This window comes from Sphingobium limneticum (genome assembly GCF_008710165.1).
Taxonomy (GTDB): domain Bacteria; phylum Pseudomonadota; class Alphaproteobacteria; order Sphingomonadales; family Sphingomonadaceae; genus Sphingobium; species Sphingobium limneticum.
The window spans coordinates 304,082-321,534 of the sequence record NZ_VYQA01000001.1; the positions used below are offsets into that span (position 1 = coordinate 304,082).

Sequence of the window (17,453 nt, forward strand, 5' to 3'; positions counted from 1 at the left end):
TATTTGCCTGATATGATCGTCAGACGGCGGCGGCCAGCTGGTCGATCAGCCACAAGGTCGCGGGATCGCGGGCGCTGCGCTCGTGCCAGAGCACCCAATAATCGAAGCCTTTAATCTCCGTCGGCGAAGGGAGACAGGCAAAGCCATGCGAGCAGGCAAACCGCCCGGCCGCGCGGGTCGGCATGGTCAGGATCGCGTCGGTCGCGCCGATCAGGTCGGGCGCGGCATAGAAATAGGGCAGACGCGCCACCAGCTGCCGCTCTGACACCCGATCGCCCAGGCAGGACTGGACATGATCGACATCGGGATCGCCGATCGTGACCGCGACATGTGGCCAGCCAAGATAGGTATCGAGCGAAACCGGCGCGTCCGATCCCCCCGCAGCGATCGGATGATCGCGCCGCACGATCAACGATTGGGTTTCACGGAACAGATGGCGCGCATGGGTCAGCGACAGGTCCGGTTCGAAGCCGTAGATGATGAGGTCCAGTTCACCCGACACCAGTTTCTTGAACATGTCGTCGGAGAAGGCGGAAACATCTATCCCGCAGTTGGGCGCCGCCGCACCGATCGCGGGCAACGCGGGCGATACCACCGACAAGACGCCATAATCGGTCGCGGCCACGCGGAAATTCCGATCCAGCACGGCCGGATCGAAACTCACCGGTTCCAGCAACGCACTGCTCATCGCCAGCCAGGCTTCGAGCGGCTGGGCCAGTGCCTCGCCCCGCTGAGTCAGCGTCATGCCCCCGCCTGATCGTACCAGCAGCGGGTCGGCCAGCAACTGCCGCAATTGCCCCAACGCCCGGCTGACCGTCGGCTGGCTCAGCCCCAGCCGCTGAGCCGACCGGCTGACGCTGCGGGTTTGCAGCAGCATGCTGAGCGTCATCAGCAGATTGAGATCGATGGGCTTGATCGGCTGGCTCCGGATTGCGATTTCGTCGCATTAGCCAGCGCGCAGAGGTGGTTCAAGCCGTGCGGTCAATCCAACATGGTTCGCAACGAAGGAGACACGGACTGGCCATGTTTCTCCATCGCATCCAGCGTCGCGCCCGCCATGGCGCGATAGGCTGGCAAAAGATGCGGCTGGTCGGCGCACAGTGCGGCCAGATGCCGGCCGATCGTGTCCATGTCCCCGCGCAGCAGGGGGCCGGACAGCGCTGCCATGCCACGATCCAGGCTGTTGTCCAGCGCGGCGCGAACCAGCGGCCCCAGCAGCGCGGCCGGATCGCCGATCCCCGCCGCCGTCAGCGCCTCGCGCGATCCGGCGATCAGCGTGACCAGATGATTGGCCGCATGGCACAATGCCGCATGATAGAGGGCGCGCTGCCCCTCCCCGACCTGCTCCGCCACGCCGCCAAGCAAGGCGACCAGTGCCCGCGCCGCGGCGATGGCGGGGGCGTCGTCGGCGGTGATGACAAAAGTTGCGCCCATCATGCGGGCGACCTCCTGCGCGGGATTGCCGGTGAAGGTCATGGCCGGATGCACCGCCGCCGTCAGTGCGCCACGCTGTTGCAAGGGGCGCAGCAAGGCCGCCCCACTGCGTCCGCTCAGATGCAGGATGAAGGGGGTCACGCCATCGGGCAGGCAGGCGGCAAGATCCGTAACGACGCCGGCAATCGCATCGTCCGACACGGCGATCAGGATCAGGTCGCACTGCTGCGCCACCGTCGCCCAATCCGGAGCAGCGCTGCTGCCTGGAACCGTCGCGACCAGTGCGTCACGCCGGGCCGGATCACGCCCCCAGACCAGCAGCGGCGCCGCGATATGGGTTTGCAAGGCCATGGCCATGGCCGCCGCTACGCGGCCGGAGCCGATGATGCCGACCCGGCGATAGGAAGGGGTGCTGTCCATGATGAAGGCTTAAAGCGTCACGATGGAAGGGCGAACCCTTTTCTGCCGTCAGGGGCGATCTGCTGCGCCGCCCGGCATTGGATCAGGCGACCGCCGCGATGATGATGATTTCCACCTTGTAATCCGGCGTCGCCAGCTTCGCTTCGCCGGTGGCGCGGGTGGGTGCGGGCACGTCGGCAATCCAGCCGTCCCACACCGCGTTCATCTCCTCGAAATCCGCCATGTCCGCCAGCCAGATGGTGGCGCGCAGGATATGCGCCTTGTTGCTGCCGGCCAGGGCCAGCAGGCGTTCGATTTCCTCCAGCGCGCTCTTCGTCTGCGCGGTGACGCTGTCGCCTTCGCCGACCTGCCCGGCCAGATAGACGGTGTCGCCATGAATGACGATTTCGCTCATGCGCGGGCCGGTTTCGATGCGGGTGATGGTCATGATGTCTCCTTGAATATCAGTTGCGATAGCGCGACAGCGCAAGGTCGGCCGTCTCGATCGCCGGCGCGCGCCCGCTCATGATGTCGGCGATGACATGGCCCGACCCGCAGGCCATGGTCCAGCCCAGCGTGCCATGGCCGGTATTGAGGAACAGATTGTCGATCTTCGTCGCGCCGACCACCGGGGTGGAATCCGGCGTCATCGGCCGCAGCCCGCTCCAGAATGTCGCACGGCTGAGGTCGCCCGCACCGGGGAAGAGCGTGCCGACACTATGGTCCAGCGTATCGCGCCGCGCCTGCGGCAGGTCGTTGGTATAGCCCGACAATTCGGCCATGCCGCCGACCCGGATGCGATCGCCCAGCCGGGTGATCGCCACCTTGTAGCTTTCATCGAGCAGGGTCGACACCGGCGCACCTTGCTCCTGCACGATCGGCACGGTGATCGAATAGCCCTTCACCGGATAGACCGGCAGGCGCAGGCCGAGCGGCGCCACGACCAGCGGCGAATAGCTGCCCATCGCGACCAGATAGGCATCGCCTTTCACCGGCCCTTCCGCCGTGTCGACATGGGCGATGCGGCCACCCTCCGTCGCGAGGCCGCGAATGGTGCGGCCCATCAGGAATTGCACGCCGCGCGCCTTCGCCATCTCCGCCAGCGCGTTGGTGAATTTGAAACAGTCGCCCGTCTCATCATTGGGCAGGCGCAGGCCGCCCAAGATCGACGCTTCGCTGGCGGCCAGCCCCGGTTCGGCGGCCAGGCATCCGGCGCGATCCAGCACTTCGAAGGGCACATTGTCGGCGCGCAGCACCTCGATATCCTTGGCGATGCCGTCCATCTGCTTCTGCTCACGGAACAGCTGCAACGTCCCCTGGCTGCGCTCGTCATAGCTTATGCCGGTTTGCGCCCGCAGCGCGATCAGCCGGTCGCGGCTATGTTCGGCCAGCCGCACCATCCGCCCCTTGTTGATGCGATAGTCGGTCGCGTTGCAATTGCCCAGCATCGCCACCAGCCAGCGCAGCATCGCCATGTCGACCTTGGGGCGCAGGATCAGCGGCGCATGCTGCATGAACAGCCAGCGCAGCGCCTTGGCGGGAATGCCCGGCGCGGCCCAGGGGGAGGCATAGCCCGGCGAAATCTCACCGGCATTGGCGAAGCTGGTTTCCTGCGCCACGCCGGTCTGGCGATCGACTACGACCACCTCATGCCCGGCCTCGGCCAGATACCATGCCGACGTGACGCCGATCACGCCGCCACCCAATATGACGATCTTCATGGCTCGATGCTCTCCAGAATCGCGGGCAGATAGGTCCGGTCGTAACGGCTGCCGAGGCGGGTCAATATTTCATAGCTGATCGTGCCGGCCTGCGCGGCGACATCGTCGATCCTCTGGTGCGGGCCGAGCAATTCGACCGGCGCGCCGGGATAGAGCAGGTCGGCGGGCAGGTCCGTGACATCGAGCGCCATGCTATCCATCGACACCCGGCCGATGACGGGGACGCGGAGGCCGCCGATATAAGCGCTCCCGCGCCCGCTGACATGGCGTGGCCAGCCATCGGCATAGCCGACCGAAATGGTGGCAACCTGCGTCGGTCGATCGCAATGATGGGTCAGGCCATAGCCCACGCCCGCGCCGGCCGGCACCTGCCGCAACTGCATGATATAAGCGTCGAGCGCGACCACGGCCGCCATCGGATTGGGCGGCCCATGCGGCGCGCCGCCATAAAGCGCGATGCCGGCGCGCACGATGTCGCCATGCCGTACGTCGGGCGCCATCGCCCCGCCCGAATTGTCGATGGAACGCGGCACGCTGGGAAATTGCACCGCAATCTGGTCGAACAGCGCACGCTGGTCGGCATTGACCGGGCTGGACGGCTCATCCGCACAGGCGAGGTGAGTCATTACCAGTTGGACATCAATCCCGTCCAGCCGCTCGGGCTGTGCTCGCAGGATAGCCAGTTCCTCGGGCGTCAGGCCGAGACGCGACATGCCGCTATCCACCTGCACCACGCCCGGCAGCGTGCCGCCCGACGCGCGTGCCGTGGCGGCCCATGCGTCCAGCTGCACCAGCGCGTTGAGCACCGGCACCGCGCCGATCGCGGCACATTCCGCCTCGGCACCGGGGCGTAAGCCATTCAGGATATAGAGGGTGGCGTCGGCCGGCAAATGGGGTTTGAGCGCCTTCGCCTCCCCCAGATGGGCGACGAAGAAATGACGGCACCCTGCGTCCAGCAACGCGTGCGACACAGGCACCGCGCCAAGGCCATAGGCGTCCGCCTTGACCACGCCCGCCACCGCAGCCGGCGCGACCTGCGCCGCGATCGTCCGGTAATTGGCCACCAGCGCGCTCAGGTCGATGCGCAGGCTGCCCGCAGTCCCATAATCCATCGCCATCCCCTTCCGATACCGGTCAAGCTATCCGACGTTTCTTCGAATAGGCATGCAAAATGCACGCAATTTTTCGAATAATATCCCATATTCGACCGATCGTTCGAAAGGATTCGTACAAATGGCCAGTGCACTGGACAATGCCGATCGGGCGATTCTGCGCCTGCTGAAACTCAATGCGCGCCGCTCCAACGCGGATATCGCGGCGGAAGTGGGCTTGTCCCCCTCCGCCTGCCATCGTCGCATTCGTCAGCTGGAAACGGAAGGCTATATTCGCGGCTATACGCTCATCACCGGCGGGCGGGACGAAGGCGCGATCGTCAATGTGCTGGTGCAGGTGACGCTGGACCGCCAGACCGAGGATTATCTGTCCCGCTTCGAACATGCCGTACGACAATGTCCGGAGGTGCGGGAATGTTTCCTGATGACCGGATCGGTCGATTACTGGCTGCGGGTGGAGGTGGACAGCGTGGACGCCTATGAACGCATCCATGGCGAGATATTGTCGCGCCTGCCCGGCGTGACCCGGATCAACAGCAACATCGCGATGCGCGATGGCCTGCGCCCCCGGCGCGGCAAGGGGTGAGGCGGGAGCCGTAAAGCCCCCGCCCGCGATATCATTTTACCTGAAAGCCGGACCAGAAACTGTCGGCCTGATCGATCCAGATGGTGTTGAAGCCGGTCGCGATCGCCGATCCTTCGATCGACGGGATGATCGCGGCTTCCCCGCCCAACTCCACAGCTTCCTCGACCCGGCCGATGAAACGGCTGCCGATATAGCTTTCATGGACGAAGCGGTCGCCGACGTTGAGCCGCCCGGACGCTGCCAGATGCGCCAGACGGGCGGACGTACCGGTACCGCACGGGCTGCGGTCGATCGCCTTGTCGCCGTAGAAGACGGCGTTGCGGCCATCGGCCCCGTCCCCTCTTGGCTTGTCTGCCCACAGGATATGGCTGACCCCGCGGATGGTCGGGTCGAGCGGATGGACCGGCTCATATTTCTCGCGGATCGCCGAACGGATGCGACCGCTGAGTTCAATCAGGCGCGCCGCGCCCATATCGTCCAGACCGGTATAAGCGCCCTGCGGTTCGATGATCGCATAATAATTGCCGCCATAGGACACATCGACGCTCAGTGGGCCGATGCCCTCCACATCGACGTCGATCCCCCTGGCCGCGACATAGGCGGGGACATTGGTGATGCGCACGGCGGTCACCTTCTGCCCCTCCGTTTCATAGGCGATGTCGATCACGCCCGCCGGCACTTCGACCTTCAGCCGTCCCGGTGTCGTCGGCACGATCAGACCATGTTCCAGGCCAAAGGTGATGATGCCGATCGTCCCATGGCCGCACATCGGCAAGCAACCGCTGGTTTCGATGAACAAAATGCCGATGTCGGCATCCGGCAGGGTCGGCGGATAGAGGAAGCCGCCCGACATCATGTCATGCCCGCGCGGCTCGAAGCACAGGCCGGTGCGGATCCAGTCGAAGCGGTTCAGGAAATCCTGCCGCCGTTCCGACATGGAGGCGCCGCGCAGCAGCGGCGCCCCGCCCGCGACGAGGCGGACGGGGTTTCCGGCCGTATGGCCATCGATGCAGAAGAAAGTGTGACGCATCGCCGCTCCCTATCAGGCCGCAGCGGCGACCGACAGGTCCGGACGGGTCGCGGCGGCCTTTTCGACCATCGCGATCACTTCGGCGCGGCGTTCGCCCTGCAACACATAGCGCGGCGGCAGCACGCGCTCCGACCCGCGGCCCATCACTTCTTCGGCCAGCTTGATCGACTGGACCAGGTCATGTTCGGCATCCAGGTGCAGCAGCGGCATGAACCAGCGATAGATTTCCATCGCCTTGCCATGGTCGCCCCGTTCGAAGGCGCGGACCAGTTCCACCGATTCCTTGGGGAAGGCGTTGGTCAGGCCCGACACCCAGCCCTGCGCGCCCAGATACAGGCCCTCCAGCGCAACGTCGTCCAGACCGGCGAACAGCGTGTAGCGATCGCCGAACGCGTTGCGGAAGTCGGTGAAGCGACGGGTATCGGGCGCCGATTCCTTGACCGCGACGATATTCTCGACGTCGATCAGGGCGGTCAGAACCTCCTGGTCGATGACGGTGCGGTAGGCCGGCGGGTTGTTGTAAAGCATGATCGGCAGGCCGGTCTGGTCGGCAACGCCCTTGAAATGATTGACCAGTTCATGTGCCTTGGGAACATAGACCATCGGGGGCAGCAGCATCAGACCGTCGGCACCAGCCTTTTCGGCGGCCTGCGCGTAGCGGACGGCGCGGCGGGTGTCGAACTCCGACACGCCCGTGATGACCGGCACGCGACCGTCCACGACTTCGACGATCGCGGACAGAACGCTGACCTTCTCATCATAGTCCAGCGAATTGTTTTCGCCCACAGTCCCCAACGCAATCACGCCGGTGACGCCGTCCTTGACCAGATCGTCGACGACGCGCTGCGTGTCGGCGAGGTCGATCGACAGATCTTCACGCAGCTGCGTGGTGACCGCCGGAAACACGCCCTTCCAACCAATTGCCATAATGTTCTTCCTGCCTTTTTTGCTGGTATAAATATCGTATACGATATTAAATTAGAGGCTGCAATGGCTTTTTTGCAGTGCGGCAATCAATTGTTACCGCTCTCATCGGGCACCGGATCGTCCACGTCGCCGGCGAAGGGCATGAGGTGATCGATCACGCAGATCGGGCCGGATATGGCACTGGGCAGGATGACGGCACGCACCTTGTCGCCCTCGCAATAACCCGCACCGGTCGTTTCCACGACGGCCGTGGCAAAGGGTGTCAGGCCGGAACAATCGCCGCCCTTGAAGACAGCGATATAGGATTGCCGGCGGTCCGGTTGTCCCCGGAAATAGAGTCGCCGATCATCGCGCACCACGGGCGCCGCCACCCGGCTTTGCAGGACGCAGCGCCGCTCCGGTGCCTTCGCCCCCAACGGCGTATGGAGCAGGATCGCACCTGCCGCCGCCCACAATCCATAGCCTTTCGCCACGATCACCTCCTTCCCATCGAACGAAAAGGGGCTGCGACATCGCTGCCGCAGCCCCCTCCCCTATGCTTTTGCGTCGATCGGTTTCACGATCAGAAGCGGAAGCGCACGCTGCCCTGCACCGTCCGCGCCATGGTGCGGACGCCCAGCGGCAGCAGGTTCTGCTTGCCGAAATAACGATAGGGATCGTTGCCGGTCAGGTTGGTGCCTTCGATCGACAGCGTCATGAACTTGACGGGCGTATAGTTGACCGCCGCGTCCAGACGATGGGTCGCGCCATTATACCAGCTATAGGCGGGATTGTCGGTCCACACGAACAGGCGGTAGGGCGACCGATAGTTGAAGGCGACGCGCGTGCTGAACTTGGGCGTGTCGTAATAGAGCGCGGCGTTGGCGGTCCATTTCGACGTGTCAACCGAATCGAACGCACCCGGGAAATCCTCAGGATAAGGATATTCGACACGCGCCTGGAGAACGCGGGTCACGTTCAGGCTGGCGCCGAAATTCTTCCATACGCCCGGCAGGAAGTCGAAGAAGCTCTGGACCTGTGCTTCCACGCCGTAAAATTCGCCGTCGCCCGCATTGCGCAGCTGCGCCACCGAACCGCTGCGGCCGGGCAGACCATATTCCGCCAGATCGCCGACGATCTCGTTGCTATAATAGGTCCAGTTGCTCGCCTTCTTATAATAGCCCGCGACCGATGCCGAGCCGGCACGACCGAAATAATGTTCCAGGCTGGCATCGACCGACCATTCGCGCTGCGCCTTCAGATCCGGGTTGCCGGCGTCGACGCGCGGGCTGGCCGCATTGGGATCGACGAAGAAGAAGGGCCGCAGGTCATAGAAGCTGGGGCGCGAGACGTTGGTGGTGTAGGACAGGCGCAACTGCGTCTTGGGATCGAAATGCAGCGTCGCGGTGACGCTGGGCAGATAATCCATGAAATTGCCGCGGCCCGAACTTTCCTCGATGATCAGCGGAGAGCTCTGTGCCGCCGGCCCGATCCGATATTGGAAGCTTGTCGAGCTGCCCCAGGTGTTGACCGCACGCAGGCCGACCACGCCGTCGATGGGGAAGCCGACGTCGAAGCCATAGTTGAGCTGGGCATAGGCCGCGAAGGTGTTTTCCTTCGACGTGAACGTCTGCCCCTGATCGCTGGGCGGCAGTTCGCTGGAGAAGCGGACCGCATTGCCCGGATCGGTCGCCTGAATATAGGCGCGCACCGCGTCGATGCTGTCGAGCAGCGCCTTGCCGGGAATGCGATACCATTGCGGCGATCCCGCCAGATCCGGCCCGATCAGCGATACCTGATCGCCACCGGGGAAGCTGGTCAGCGGCGCATCCCTGCCATTCACGCGGGGGAAACCGTCACGATAGCCATAGTAGCGATCCACATCACGCCGGTTATAGCGAATACCGGTCTGGAGCGAACGCAGCAGGCTCTTGTCGCTCAGTTCCAGCGTCAGGTCCAGCTGACTGGCGATTTCCTTGTTCTTGGAAACGCCAGCATTATCCTGGAAGCGGTTGACGCCATATTGGCTGGGGTCGGTCATGTCGCCGCCATTGAAGGTGATCGACGGGATCGGCTTGGAATAATTGTTCGACACGAAATCGATCGTGGCCGACTGGAGATTATAAGGCCGCAGGATCTGCTGCACATAATAATAGCTGTCCTTCGACCAGCTATATTGCGTGCTGAAATGCAGGAGCGCGCGGTCGGTCGGGCGCCAGTTGGTTTCGAAATTGGTGGTGTAGAGGTCGCGCTTCAGCGTGTTGTAGGTGCCTTCGATATAGGCCGGCACACCGTTCGGATTGGAGATGGTCAGCTTCTTGATCGTCTGCCCATCGGGCATCAGCTCGATACCGCTGAACTGGGTGCCGAACTCACGATTGAGCGTCCACATCTTGTCGATCGAGCGGCGCTCCTTCGATCCGATATAGCTGCCTTCCAGGATGAATTCGAGCGCGTCGGACGGCTTCCACTGGAACACGCCGCTCAGCGACGGGCGCGTCACATAGCCGCTTTCCGTGCCATATTGGGTACGGTAGGGAATGACGGCGTTACGATACTGGGCCGGCAGATTGTTCAGCGGGCTGTTCGCGTCGCCTTCGCAGCAGACGGTGTCCGGCGACTCGCTCTCGACGTAATTTTCCTGATAATAGGTCTTGGTCCAGCTGCCGTTGAGCAGAAAGCCCATTTCGCCCATGCCGGTTTCGAACCGGTCGCCCAGCAGCAAGCTGGCATAGGGACTGACCTTCTCGGCAAATTCGTCATAGGCGCCGCGCAGGCTGCCCGCGACCGTCAGACCCTTTTTCAGGTCCAGCGGGCGGCGCAGTTCGACGTTCACCGTGCCCGCGATGCCACCTTCGACCTGATCGGCAGTGCGGGTCTTGTATACGTCGACAGACTTCAGCAGTTCGGCCGGAATATCCGCCAGGCTGATCGACCGGTCGGTGCCCAGATTGACGTTATTGCCGTTGACGGTGGTCTGCACCTGGCTGAGGCCGCGGATGGTGACGTTCTGCCCCTGACCGCGTTCGCGATTGATCTGAACGCCGGTCACGCGCGAAAGCGCTTCGGGAACGTTATTGTCCGGCAATTTACCGGCGTCTTCGGCGACGATGGAATCGACGATCTGCTTGCTGTTCTTCTTCTTGGTGGCGGCCGCCTCCACACTGCCCCGCACGCCGGTGACGATGATGTCCGACTTGGCGGCTGCCGCTTCGTCCGGGGATTGCGGCGCGACTTGCGCCATGGCCGCGACCGATAGCGACGCGAAAGTCAATGCGGACAAAGCCGCCGACATGTTGAGAACCGTACGCGACTTCATCCACTTTCCCCTTATTCCCCGGCGGACTGCCTGACTTTATATCGTATACCAACTACATTATTTTGTCGGAGTCAAGCGCATTGCAACTTTTCGGCAACAAAGCTGGAAAGGCCGCAAAAAGGGCAATCAAGTCATTGAAATAAAAGAAAAGGGCGCGGATCGCCCGCGCCCCTTCATTCTGTACAACTGTCCAACTCGCTGTCGCGTCAGCCGCAACCCGGCGCCGGTTTCGCTGCCCGATCGCGCACGACCGGCCGCGCGGCCTTGGGTGCCAATACCTCCCATTCCTGCACGGCGAGGCCCGCATGGCCCTTGTCGTCGCCGGAGGCATTCAGCACCGCGCGTAGGCAACGGGTGCGAACCGGTGGAAAGCGGACGGCCTGAAACCCGCCTGGTTGCGTGCCATAGGTGCCGGCACCGGGCACCGGCTTCCATCCCTGATGCCAATATTCCAGATGCCAGGCCGCCGGCGGCGCGACGCCGACGCCCGATCCGGCCGGCTGGTCGTTCCAGAACCAGAGGCGCGATCCGTCGATCGTCACATCCTTGTCCCAGCGATATTCGATCCACTGGGTCGCAGGATTGTTCGGCGACCAACTGCCCCACAGGTCGGGCGGCAACGGCGCGGCCTTGGTGACGCCGTCGTTCAGCGCCTTGATCCAATATTGCACCGGCAGCGGTTCGTTGGAGGCCGTGGCGGACGCCGCCCGTGCGATATTGCGGGTCGGCGGCAAAGGCGGCTGGGGTCGCCGTGTCGGCACCACCGTCCTGATGCGCGCCGGCGTCACGCTATCGTCCCATTCCATCTTGTCGATCGCGACGCTGCGGCGGAAATGGCCGCCATCCTTCGCGTCGGCGGTGTGATAGACCAGATACCATTGCCCTTTAAACTCCACCGCGCCCGGATGGGACGTGGTGGAGGACACCGGCTTCAGCGCCACGCCGCGATAGGTCCACGGCCCCATGGGCGCAGTCGCGGTCCCATAGGCGATGCAGGCATGATAGACGGCCGGGGTACAGTCCGATGTCGGCCCCGCCTTGTTTCCCGCATAGAGCATGTAATAAACGCCCTTGCGCTTCATGATCCAGGGCGCCTCGAAAAAGCCGGTCAGCCCCTCGATCGCTTGGCCCCCGCCTTTCAGCGTCACCATGTCGCGTTCCAGCTCGATGCCGCGCAACTGGCCGAACGTGCCCCAATAGAGATACACCCGCCCGTCATCGTCGATCAGCACGGTGGGATCGATATTCTGGATATCCTTGGCGACCGGCACATGTTGCGACAGGATCGGCCCCGACGGATGGGCATCGCGCCACGGCCCGGTCGGGCTATCCGCCACCGCCACGCCGATGGCGAAGCGATCCTTGGCATCGCTATTCTTTTCCAGCACCGGGGCGTAGAAATAATAGCGCTTGTCCGGCCCCTGGATGATCTGCCCGGCATAGGCGCGGGCTTCCTCCGCCCAGGCGAAGACGTTTTCCGGCCGGATGATGTCGGGATAATGGGTCCATTTGCCCGATTTCGGATCGTTCGTCTTCAGCAGTTGCCATTGCCCCATGACGAAGTCGTTGACGTCCGGCGCCGCCTGATCCCGGCCCGCGACGATCCACAGCGCCCCGTCCGCCACGAAGGGCGCCGGGTCGGCCGAATAATAATCGCCATCGGCCAATATGGGATTGCCCGGCACGCTGATCTGACGCGCTTCCTGCGCACCAGCCGGTGTGACGGCCATGACCAGCGCGATGCCGGCAAACAGCTTATTCTTCATCGGGATAGGGCCCCTTGCCGCCATCGGCGATCAACTGATCGACACGCTGGTCGATGACCGGCAGCGGCACCGCGCCCAGCGCCAACACCGCATCATGGAAGGCGCGGATATTGAACTTCGCGCCCAATGCCTTCTCGGCCTTCCTGCGCGCATCGACGAATGCCAGCTCGCCCATATAATAGGACAATGCCTGTCCCGGCCAGGCGATGTAGCGGTCCACCTCCGTCTCGATCTCATGCTCAGACAGCGCGGTATTGTCGTGCAGATAGTCCTGCGCCTGTTTGCGGGTCCAGCCCATCGCATGGATGCCGGTATCCACCACCAGCCGCGACGCGCGCCATGCCTGATAGCTCAGCATGCCGAAGCGATCATAGGGCGTTTCATACATGCCCATATCCTCGCCCAGCGCCTCGCAATAGAGCGCCCAGCCCTCGCCATAGGCGGACAGATAGGTGTCGCGGCGGAAGGCGGGCAGCGCCTTATTCTCCGCCGCCAGCGGCATCTGCATCGCATGGCCCGGTGCGCTTTCATGCAGGGTCAGCGCGACCTGCGAGTAGAAGGGGCGCGATGGCAGGTCATAGGTGTTGACCAGATAGATGCCCGGCCCGCCGCGCCCGCCGGTGTAGAAGGGCGCGATATCGTCCGGCACCGGCTTGATCGCGAAACGCATGCGCGGCATGCGGCCGAAATATTGCGATGCCTTGCCGTCGAACGTCTTGGCGATCCACGCCGCGCGGTTGAGCAATTTTTGCGGCGTCTTGGCATAGAATTGCGGATCGGTGCGCAGGAAGGTCAGGAAGGCGGGCAGGTCGCCCTTGAAGTCGACCTGCCGCATGACCTCGCCCATCTGGCCCCGGATGCGCGTCATTTCATTGAGGCCGATCTGGTGAATCTGCGCCGGACTTTTGTCGAGGGTCACGAATTCGCGGATCTTGGACTGATAATAGGCCTTGCCGTCGGGCAGTGTATAGGCCGCCAGATCCTTGCGCGCGCCGGGAATATAGTCCTGCCGCAGGAAGGTCAGCAACGTCTGATGCGCCGGCACGGCGGCCTGCGTAATCGCCGCCTGCGCTTCGGCCTTCAACTTGGCCTGCACATCGGCGGGGATGGTCGCGGGCAATGTCTTGAATGGCGCGTAGAAGGGATTCTCCTCCACGCTCTTCGCCTTGGCAACCTGCTCGACGCCGATATCGCGCCCTTGCAGCGTGATCTGCGCCGGGGTGAAGCCACGCTTCAGGCCGGCCCGCATATTCGCGATCTGCTGGTCATAATAGCGCGGAATGTCGCGCAGCATCGCGATATAGCGCCTTGCGCCCGCCTCGTCGCGCAACGGTTCCCGTGCCCATCCGGCCAGATCGCCCCAGAAGCTGGTGTCGGCGTTCAACGGCTTCTCATAGTCGCGATAACGTTGCTCGGCGAGCATCGCGTCGATCTGCCCCTTATAGACCGCGAAGTTGATCCGTTGCTCAGGGGTCAGCTGATCGACCTTGATCGCCGCCAGCTGCTTTTCGACCTGCTCCCAACGTGCCAGCCGGGCGGCCTGCGCCTTGGGGCCGACGTCGGGCAGGGCCAGCGCCTGATCCTTGGGACCATCCTCGCTGGGACCGGACTGTTTCTGGCGCCAGTCATATTCGGCCGTATAGATCGCCTCGAACGCCTGATCGGCGGACTGGGCGCCTGCTTGTGCCTGCGCCATGGGCGTCGCCAGGCTGATGAACGCCGCGCCTGCGAGCAACCAGGTCCGGCCGCCAAAGATCGTCACGCCATTTCCCCTTCCAGCAATGCCAATATATCTTGGTGGAGTTGCGCCGGGATGCGCACGCCGTCCGCATCCGATTTCGCCCGCGCGACATAGCGCCGCGATCCGGGCAGACGCGCGCCCTGCCCGGTGATCGCACCGAACATCTCTTCGGCCCGGCCCAGATGATCCTCGACGCTGGCGCCCAGGAAGCCGGCCGGATCGATCGCGATCACCAGTTCGCCGCCGATCGGCGATCCCATACGGCCCTCATCAGCCGCCATCGACTCCGCGCTGGTCATGTCGCCGATCAGCGGCCCGGCGATCAGTTCGACCATCGCCGCCAGCGCAGACCCCTTATGCCCGCCGAACGTCCGCATCGCGCCGTCGAGCACTGCCTTGGGATCGATCGAGGGATGCCCCTCGGCATCATAGCCCCATTCGGGCGGGATGGTCTTGCCCGCGCGACGATGCAGTTCGATCTCGCCCCGCGCCACCGCGCTGGTGGCGAAGTCGAACACGAAGGGATGCCCGCCCGGCCGCGGCCAGCCGAACGCGATCGGGTTGGTGCCGAACACCGGCTTGGTTCCGCCTTCCGGCGCGACCCACGAATGGCTGGGCGTGAAGGCCAGACCCACCAGCCCCGCATCGGTCAGCGCTTCGACCTCCGGCCAGAGCGCAGCGAAATGCACGACATTATTGAGCGCCAAGGCGGCAATGCCGAACTTGCGCGCCTTCTCGATCAGCAATGGCAGGCCGCGCTCGAACGGCAATTGGGCAAAACCACCCTTGCCATCGACGCGGACCAGCGCGGCGGCCGGCTCGCTCACCACCGGCACGGCATCGGGCACGACCACGCCCCGCTCGATCGAATTGGCCGCGACCAGCAAGCGGTACAGGCCATGCGAGGCGCAACCGTCCCGCTCGCCCGCCACCATCGTCCGGGCGACGGCCGCCGCATGATCGGGTGCGAGGCCACGGCTCTCCAGCACCGTGCGGGCCAGCGCATCAGCCTCCGCAAGGGTCATCGCCACCATGCCACTCATGCAGCCGTCGCCGGCTTGGCGGTGAACAGGCGCACGCCGAACACCGGCCCGGCCGAGCTGCGGTCATGCGGAACGAAGCGGACCTTCACGCTGGTCTTGCCCTTGGTCAGCGCCTCGGGGATCGGATAATCGACGTCCAGGAACTTGCCCGGCTTGTCATTGTCCAGGCTCTGGGTCGCCAGCTTCACATTGTCGACCATGATGTCGAAGCTGCGCTTGCGTTCGCCACCCCAATAGGTCGCCTGCAACAGCAGCGGGCCGGGCTTCACCTTCATGTTGAATTCGAAATAGCCGCCCGATCGCGCATCGCGCCCGTTGCGTCCGCGATAGGAGGCGGGATAGCTCAATTCCGACGTCAGCGCATGATCGCGCTCTGGCTGCATTTCGCCCAGATGCATGATGTCGATCGACCGGGCGGCCAGATCCTTCTGCCGCGCCTGTTCGGCCAGGAAAGCCGCCTCTTCGGTCTTCCACGCGCTTTCGGAGAAGCGCTTGAAATAGACCGCGCTGCGCCGTTCATACTGGCTGTAGAAAGGCACGAAGGCCAGGTTCGCCGGGCGGATGATATTCTGCGTGCGATAGCGCGGACGATCCGAGACGATCGGTGCGAACGCCGCCAGCGGATCTTCGCCGACCATAGCCGGTTCCACGCCGGTCCAGTCCATTTCCGACGGGCCAAGGTCGGCCGCCATCACCATCGGCCCGCGCACCACCGCCACGACGTCTGGCGCGCCCGGCGCGGATTCCAGCCGCAGGTCCAGCGGCAGGCTCAATGCCACCACATCGCCCTTCTTCCAGCGACGCGTGACGACCGCATAGCCATTGGCTGGCGTCACCGACACCGGCGCGCCATTGACGCTCAGCCCGAAACGGCCATTGGCCCAGCCAGGAATGCGCAGGGCGAGAGAAAACGCCCCCTGCTTCACCGCGTCGATCGTCAGCTTGATATCCGGCTTGAACGGATATTCGGTATCCAGCGTCAGGCCCACGCCCTTCGCCTTCCACTGCGCTTCGGACGGGATATAGAGATTGACGAACAGCGTGTCGTCACCCTCCCAATAGATGGAATCGCCATGTTTCGCATGGCTTTCCATGCCGGACCCGACGCAGCACCAGAAGGCGTCCTCATCGGGCTGCGAATAGCCGCGCGGCGCGCCGCTCATCATCGGCGTCATATAGGTGAAGCCGGCATTGGCCGGATTCTGCGCGGACATCACATGGTTGAGGTGCGCGCGCTCATAATAGTCGAACAGAGCGCCATCCGGTTGCCAGCCGTACAGATGCCGTGTCAGCTTCAGCATATTATAGCTGTTGCAATGTTCGCAGGTGGACTCGGTCAGGTGCAGCGCGACCGTATCGGGTTCAAAGAAATATTCGCGATCGGCATTGCCGCCGATGACATAGCTATGATGCTGCGTCACCCGGTCGAAGAAGAAGCGCGCGGCCCGGCCCGGATCGTCCTTGCCGGTCAGTTCGTGGATGCGCGCGAGGCCGATCAGCTTGGGCACCTGCGTATTGGCGTGGAAGTTGGACAGCTTGTCCTCCTGCGCCACCAGCGGATCCAGAACCCTTTTGTCATAGATACGCTCCGCCACCGCCAGCCAGCGTGCATCGCCGGTTCGGGCATAAAGCTCGGCATAGCTGTCGTTGAGCCCGCCATATTCGCAGCCCAGCAATTCCTGCATCTGCGCATCGTTGAGCGCCGCGAACACCGTCTCGAAATAGCCGGCCAGGCCTGTCACGACCGTCAGCGCCTTCGCATTGCCCCAGGCGCCATGGACGTCGAGCAGGCCGGCAAAATATTTGTGCACGGTATAGAGCGGCGACCAGCTGCCATTGAGGTCGAAGCCGCCAGACTTGATCTGACCCTTCATCACTTCGGGGAAAATCTGCTCGCCATCGACGATCTGGCCGTCCTTGGTCTTGCGACCCAGCGCGCCGATATAGCCGTCCTTGCGTTGCGCCTGACACAATGCGAGCTCATCGACGATATAGTCGGCGCGGCGGCGACATTCGGCATTGCCCGTCTGCTGCCAGCCCAGCACCAGCGCGGTGATATAATGGCCCAGCGTATGGCCGGCGATGGTGTCGGATTCCCAGCCGCCATAGATCGGCGCCTTGGGCTCCAGCCCCGCATATTTGCGGAAATTATGCAGGAAACGGTCGGGGCTGAGCGAGAGGAGATAAGCGATGTTCACTTCCACCGCGGTCGCATAGTCGGACGGGCGCAGCCGCACATCCGTCAGCGGCAGCGGCTTGGCCCGCAACGGAATACGGGGCGCGATCGCGGCCAGCCCCTTGAACGGGACGGCGCAGACGGCAAGGGCAGCGACCCCTGCCAGCCACTCGCGACGATTGGCTTTCATTGCAAAACACTCCTACCGAATATCGTATAC

14 protein-coding genes are annotated in these 17,453 nt (G+C 63.8%); 1 reads left to right on the forward strand and 13 read right to left on the reverse strand.

Annotated elements, in window-relative coordinates; all coding sequences use genetic code 11:
- Positions 1 to 19 precede the first annotated feature (19 nt).
- The 5 genes from F4U95_RS01135 to alr form a co-directional block, all read right to left on the reverse strand.
- Positions 20 to 889: a LysR family transcriptional regulator gene (locus F4U95_RS01135; protein WP_120253163.1), complete on the reverse strand. Its 870-nt coding sequence runs from the start codon at positions 887 to 889 to the stop codon at positions 20 to 22.
- A 92-nt stretch (positions 890 to 981) separates the two neighbouring features.
- Positions 982 to 1,854, reverse strand: coding sequence for a Rossmann-like and DUF2520 domain-containing protein (locus tag F4U95_RS01140; RefSeq protein WP_120253164.1), 873 nt, complete (start codon positions 1,852 to 1,854; stop codon positions 982 to 984).
- An 82-nt stretch (positions 1,855 to 1,936) separates the two neighbouring features.
- A complete protein-coding gene (locus tag F4U95_RS01145; RefSeq protein ID WP_120253165.1) occupies positions 1,937 to 2,281 on the reverse strand; it encodes a RidA family protein in 345 nt (114 codons plus the stop codon).
- Positions 2,282 to 2,297: 16 nt separating this feature from the next.
- Positions 2,298 to 3,554 (reverse strand): D-amino acid dehydrogenase, encoded by a 1,257-nt coding sequence (locus tag F4U95_RS01150; RefSeq protein WP_120253166.1) that lies wholly within the window; start codon positions 3,552 to 3,554, stop codon positions 2,298 to 2,300.
- On the reverse strand, positions 3,551 to 4,672 hold the full coding sequence (alr, locus tag F4U95_RS01155; protein ID WP_120253167.1) for an alanine racemase: 1,122 nt from the start codon (positions 4,670 to 4,672) through the stop codon (positions 3,551 to 3,553). The genes F4U95_RS01150 and alr overlap by 4 nt, the downstream gene beginning before the upstream one ends.
- A gap of 115 nt (positions 4,673 to 4,787) precedes the next feature.
- On the opposite strand from alr, the gene F4U95_RS01160 reads away from it, so the two are divergent.
- Positions 4,788 to 5,252, forward strand: a complete 465-nt coding sequence (locus F4U95_RS01160) for an Lrp/AsnC family transcriptional regulator (protein WP_120253585.1) — start codon at positions 4,788 to 4,790, stop codon at positions 5,250 to 5,252.
- A 31-nt stretch (positions 5,253 to 5,283) separates the two neighbouring features.
- On the opposite strand, the gene F4U95_RS01165 is transcribed toward F4U95_RS01160, so the two are convergent.
- The 8 genes from F4U95_RS01165 to F4U95_RS01200 form a co-directional block, all read right to left on the reverse strand.
- On the reverse strand, positions 5,284 to 6,282 hold the full coding sequence (locus F4U95_RS01165) for a 4-hydroxyproline epimerase (RefSeq protein ID WP_120253168.1): 999 nt from the start codon (positions 6,280 to 6,282) through the stop codon (positions 5,284 to 5,286).
- Positions 6,283 to 6,294: 12 nt separating this feature from the next.
- Positions 6,295 to 7,209 carry a dihydrodipicolinate synthase family protein gene (locus F4U95_RS01170; protein WP_120253169.1) on the reverse strand — a complete coding sequence of 305 codons (915 nt, stop codon included), beginning with the start codon at positions 7,207 to 7,209 and terminating at the stop codon, positions 6,295 to 6,297.
- 86 nt (positions 7,210 to 7,295) lie between these two features.
- The gene (locus F4U95_RS01175; protein ID WP_145986305.1) at positions 7,296 to 7,682 is read right to left on the reverse strand and encodes a hypothetical protein; all 387 of its coding nucleotides are present in this window, start codon (positions 7,680 to 7,682) and stop codon (positions 7,296 to 7,298) included.
- A gap of 89 nt (positions 7,683 to 7,771) precedes the next feature.
- Positions 7,772 to 10,507 (reverse strand): TonB-dependent receptor, encoded by a 2,736-nt coding sequence (locus F4U95_RS01180; RefSeq protein ID WP_120253171.1) that lies wholly within the window; start codon positions 10,505 to 10,507, stop codon positions 7,772 to 7,774.
- A gap of 206 nt (positions 10,508 to 10,713) precedes the next feature.
- Positions 10,714 to 12,273 carry a family 43 glycosylhydrolase gene (locus tag F4U95_RS01185; RefSeq protein WP_120253172.1) on the reverse strand — a complete coding sequence of 520 codons (1,560 nt, stop codon included), beginning with the start codon at positions 12,271 to 12,273 and terminating at the stop codon, positions 10,714 to 10,716.
- Positions 12,263 to 13,969, reverse strand: a complete 1,707-nt coding sequence (locus tag F4U95_RS01190; protein ID WP_120253586.1) for a DUF885 domain-containing protein — start codon at positions 13,967 to 13,969, stop codon at positions 12,263 to 12,265. Before F4U95_RS01190 ends, F4U95_RS01185 begins: the two co-directional genes overlap by 11 nt.
- A 62-nt stretch (positions 13,970 to 14,031) precedes the next feature.
- Positions 14,032 to 15,057: an Ldh family oxidoreductase gene (locus tag F4U95_RS01195; RefSeq protein WP_120253173.1), complete on the reverse strand. Its 1,026-nt coding sequence runs from the start codon at positions 15,055 to 15,057 to the stop codon at positions 14,032 to 14,034.
- Positions 15,054 to 17,423, reverse strand: a complete 2,370-nt coding sequence (locus F4U95_RS01200; RefSeq protein WP_120253174.1) for a glycoside hydrolase family 127 protein — start codon at positions 17,421 to 17,423, stop codon at positions 15,054 to 15,056. Before F4U95_RS01200 ends, F4U95_RS01195 begins: the two co-directional genes overlap by 4 nt.
- Between the last annotated feature and the right edge of the window lie 30 nt (positions 17,424 to 17,453).

Bases quoted from the DNA above. Each gene is read 5' to 3' on its own strand.
- F4U95_RS01135 (WP_120253163.1), bottom strand. From the start codon at position 889: ATGACGCTCAGCATGCTGCTGCAAACCCGCAGCGTCAGCCGGTCGGCT.
- F4U95_RS01180 (WP_120253171.1), bottom strand. From the start codon at position 10,507: ATGAAGTCGCGTACGGTTCTCAACATGTCGGCGGCTTTGTCCGCATTG.
- F4U95_RS01200 (WP_120253174.1), bottom strand. From the start codon at position 17,423: ATGAAAGCCAATCGTCGCGAGTGGCTGGCAGGGGTCGCTGCCCTTGCC.
- F4U95_RS01190 (WP_120253586.1), bottom strand. From the start codon at position 13,969: ATGGCGCAGGCACAAGCAGGCGCCCAGTCCGCCGATCAGGCGTTCGAG.
- F4U95_RS01185 (WP_120253172.1), bottom strand. From the start codon at position 12,273: ATGAAGAATAAGCTGTTTGCCGGCATCGCGCTGGTCATGGCCGTCACA.
- alr (WP_120253167.1), bottom strand. From the start codon at position 4,672: ATGGCGATGGATTATGGGACTGCGGGCAGCCTGCGCATCGACCTGAGC.
- F4U95_RS01195 (WP_120253173.1), bottom strand. From the start codon at position 15,057: ATGAGTGGCATGGTGGCGATGACCCTTGCGGAGGCTGATGCGCTGGCC.
- F4U95_RS01150 (WP_120253166.1), bottom strand. From the start codon at position 3,554: ATGAAGATCGTCATATTGGGTGGCGGCGTGATCGGCGTCACGTCGGCA.
- F4U95_RS01170 (WP_120253169.1), bottom strand. From the start codon at position 7,209: ATGGCAATTGGTTGGAAGGGCGTGTTTCCGGCGGTCACCACGCAGCTG.
- F4U95_RS01160 (WP_120253585.1), top strand. From the start codon at position 4,788: ATGGCCAGTGCACTGGACAATGCCGATCGGGCGATTCTGCGCCTGCTG.
- F4U95_RS01165 (WP_120253168.1), bottom strand. From the start codon at position 6,282: ATGCGTCACACTTTCTTCTGCATCGATGGCCATACGGCCGGAAACCCC.
- F4U95_RS01140 (WP_120253164.1), bottom strand. From the start codon at position 1,854: ATGGACAGCACCCCTTCCTATCGCCGGGTCGGCATCATCGGCTCCGGC.
- F4U95_RS01145 (WP_120253165.1), bottom strand. From the start codon at position 2,281: ATGACCATCACCCGCATCGAAACCGGCCCGCGCATGAGCGAAATCGTC.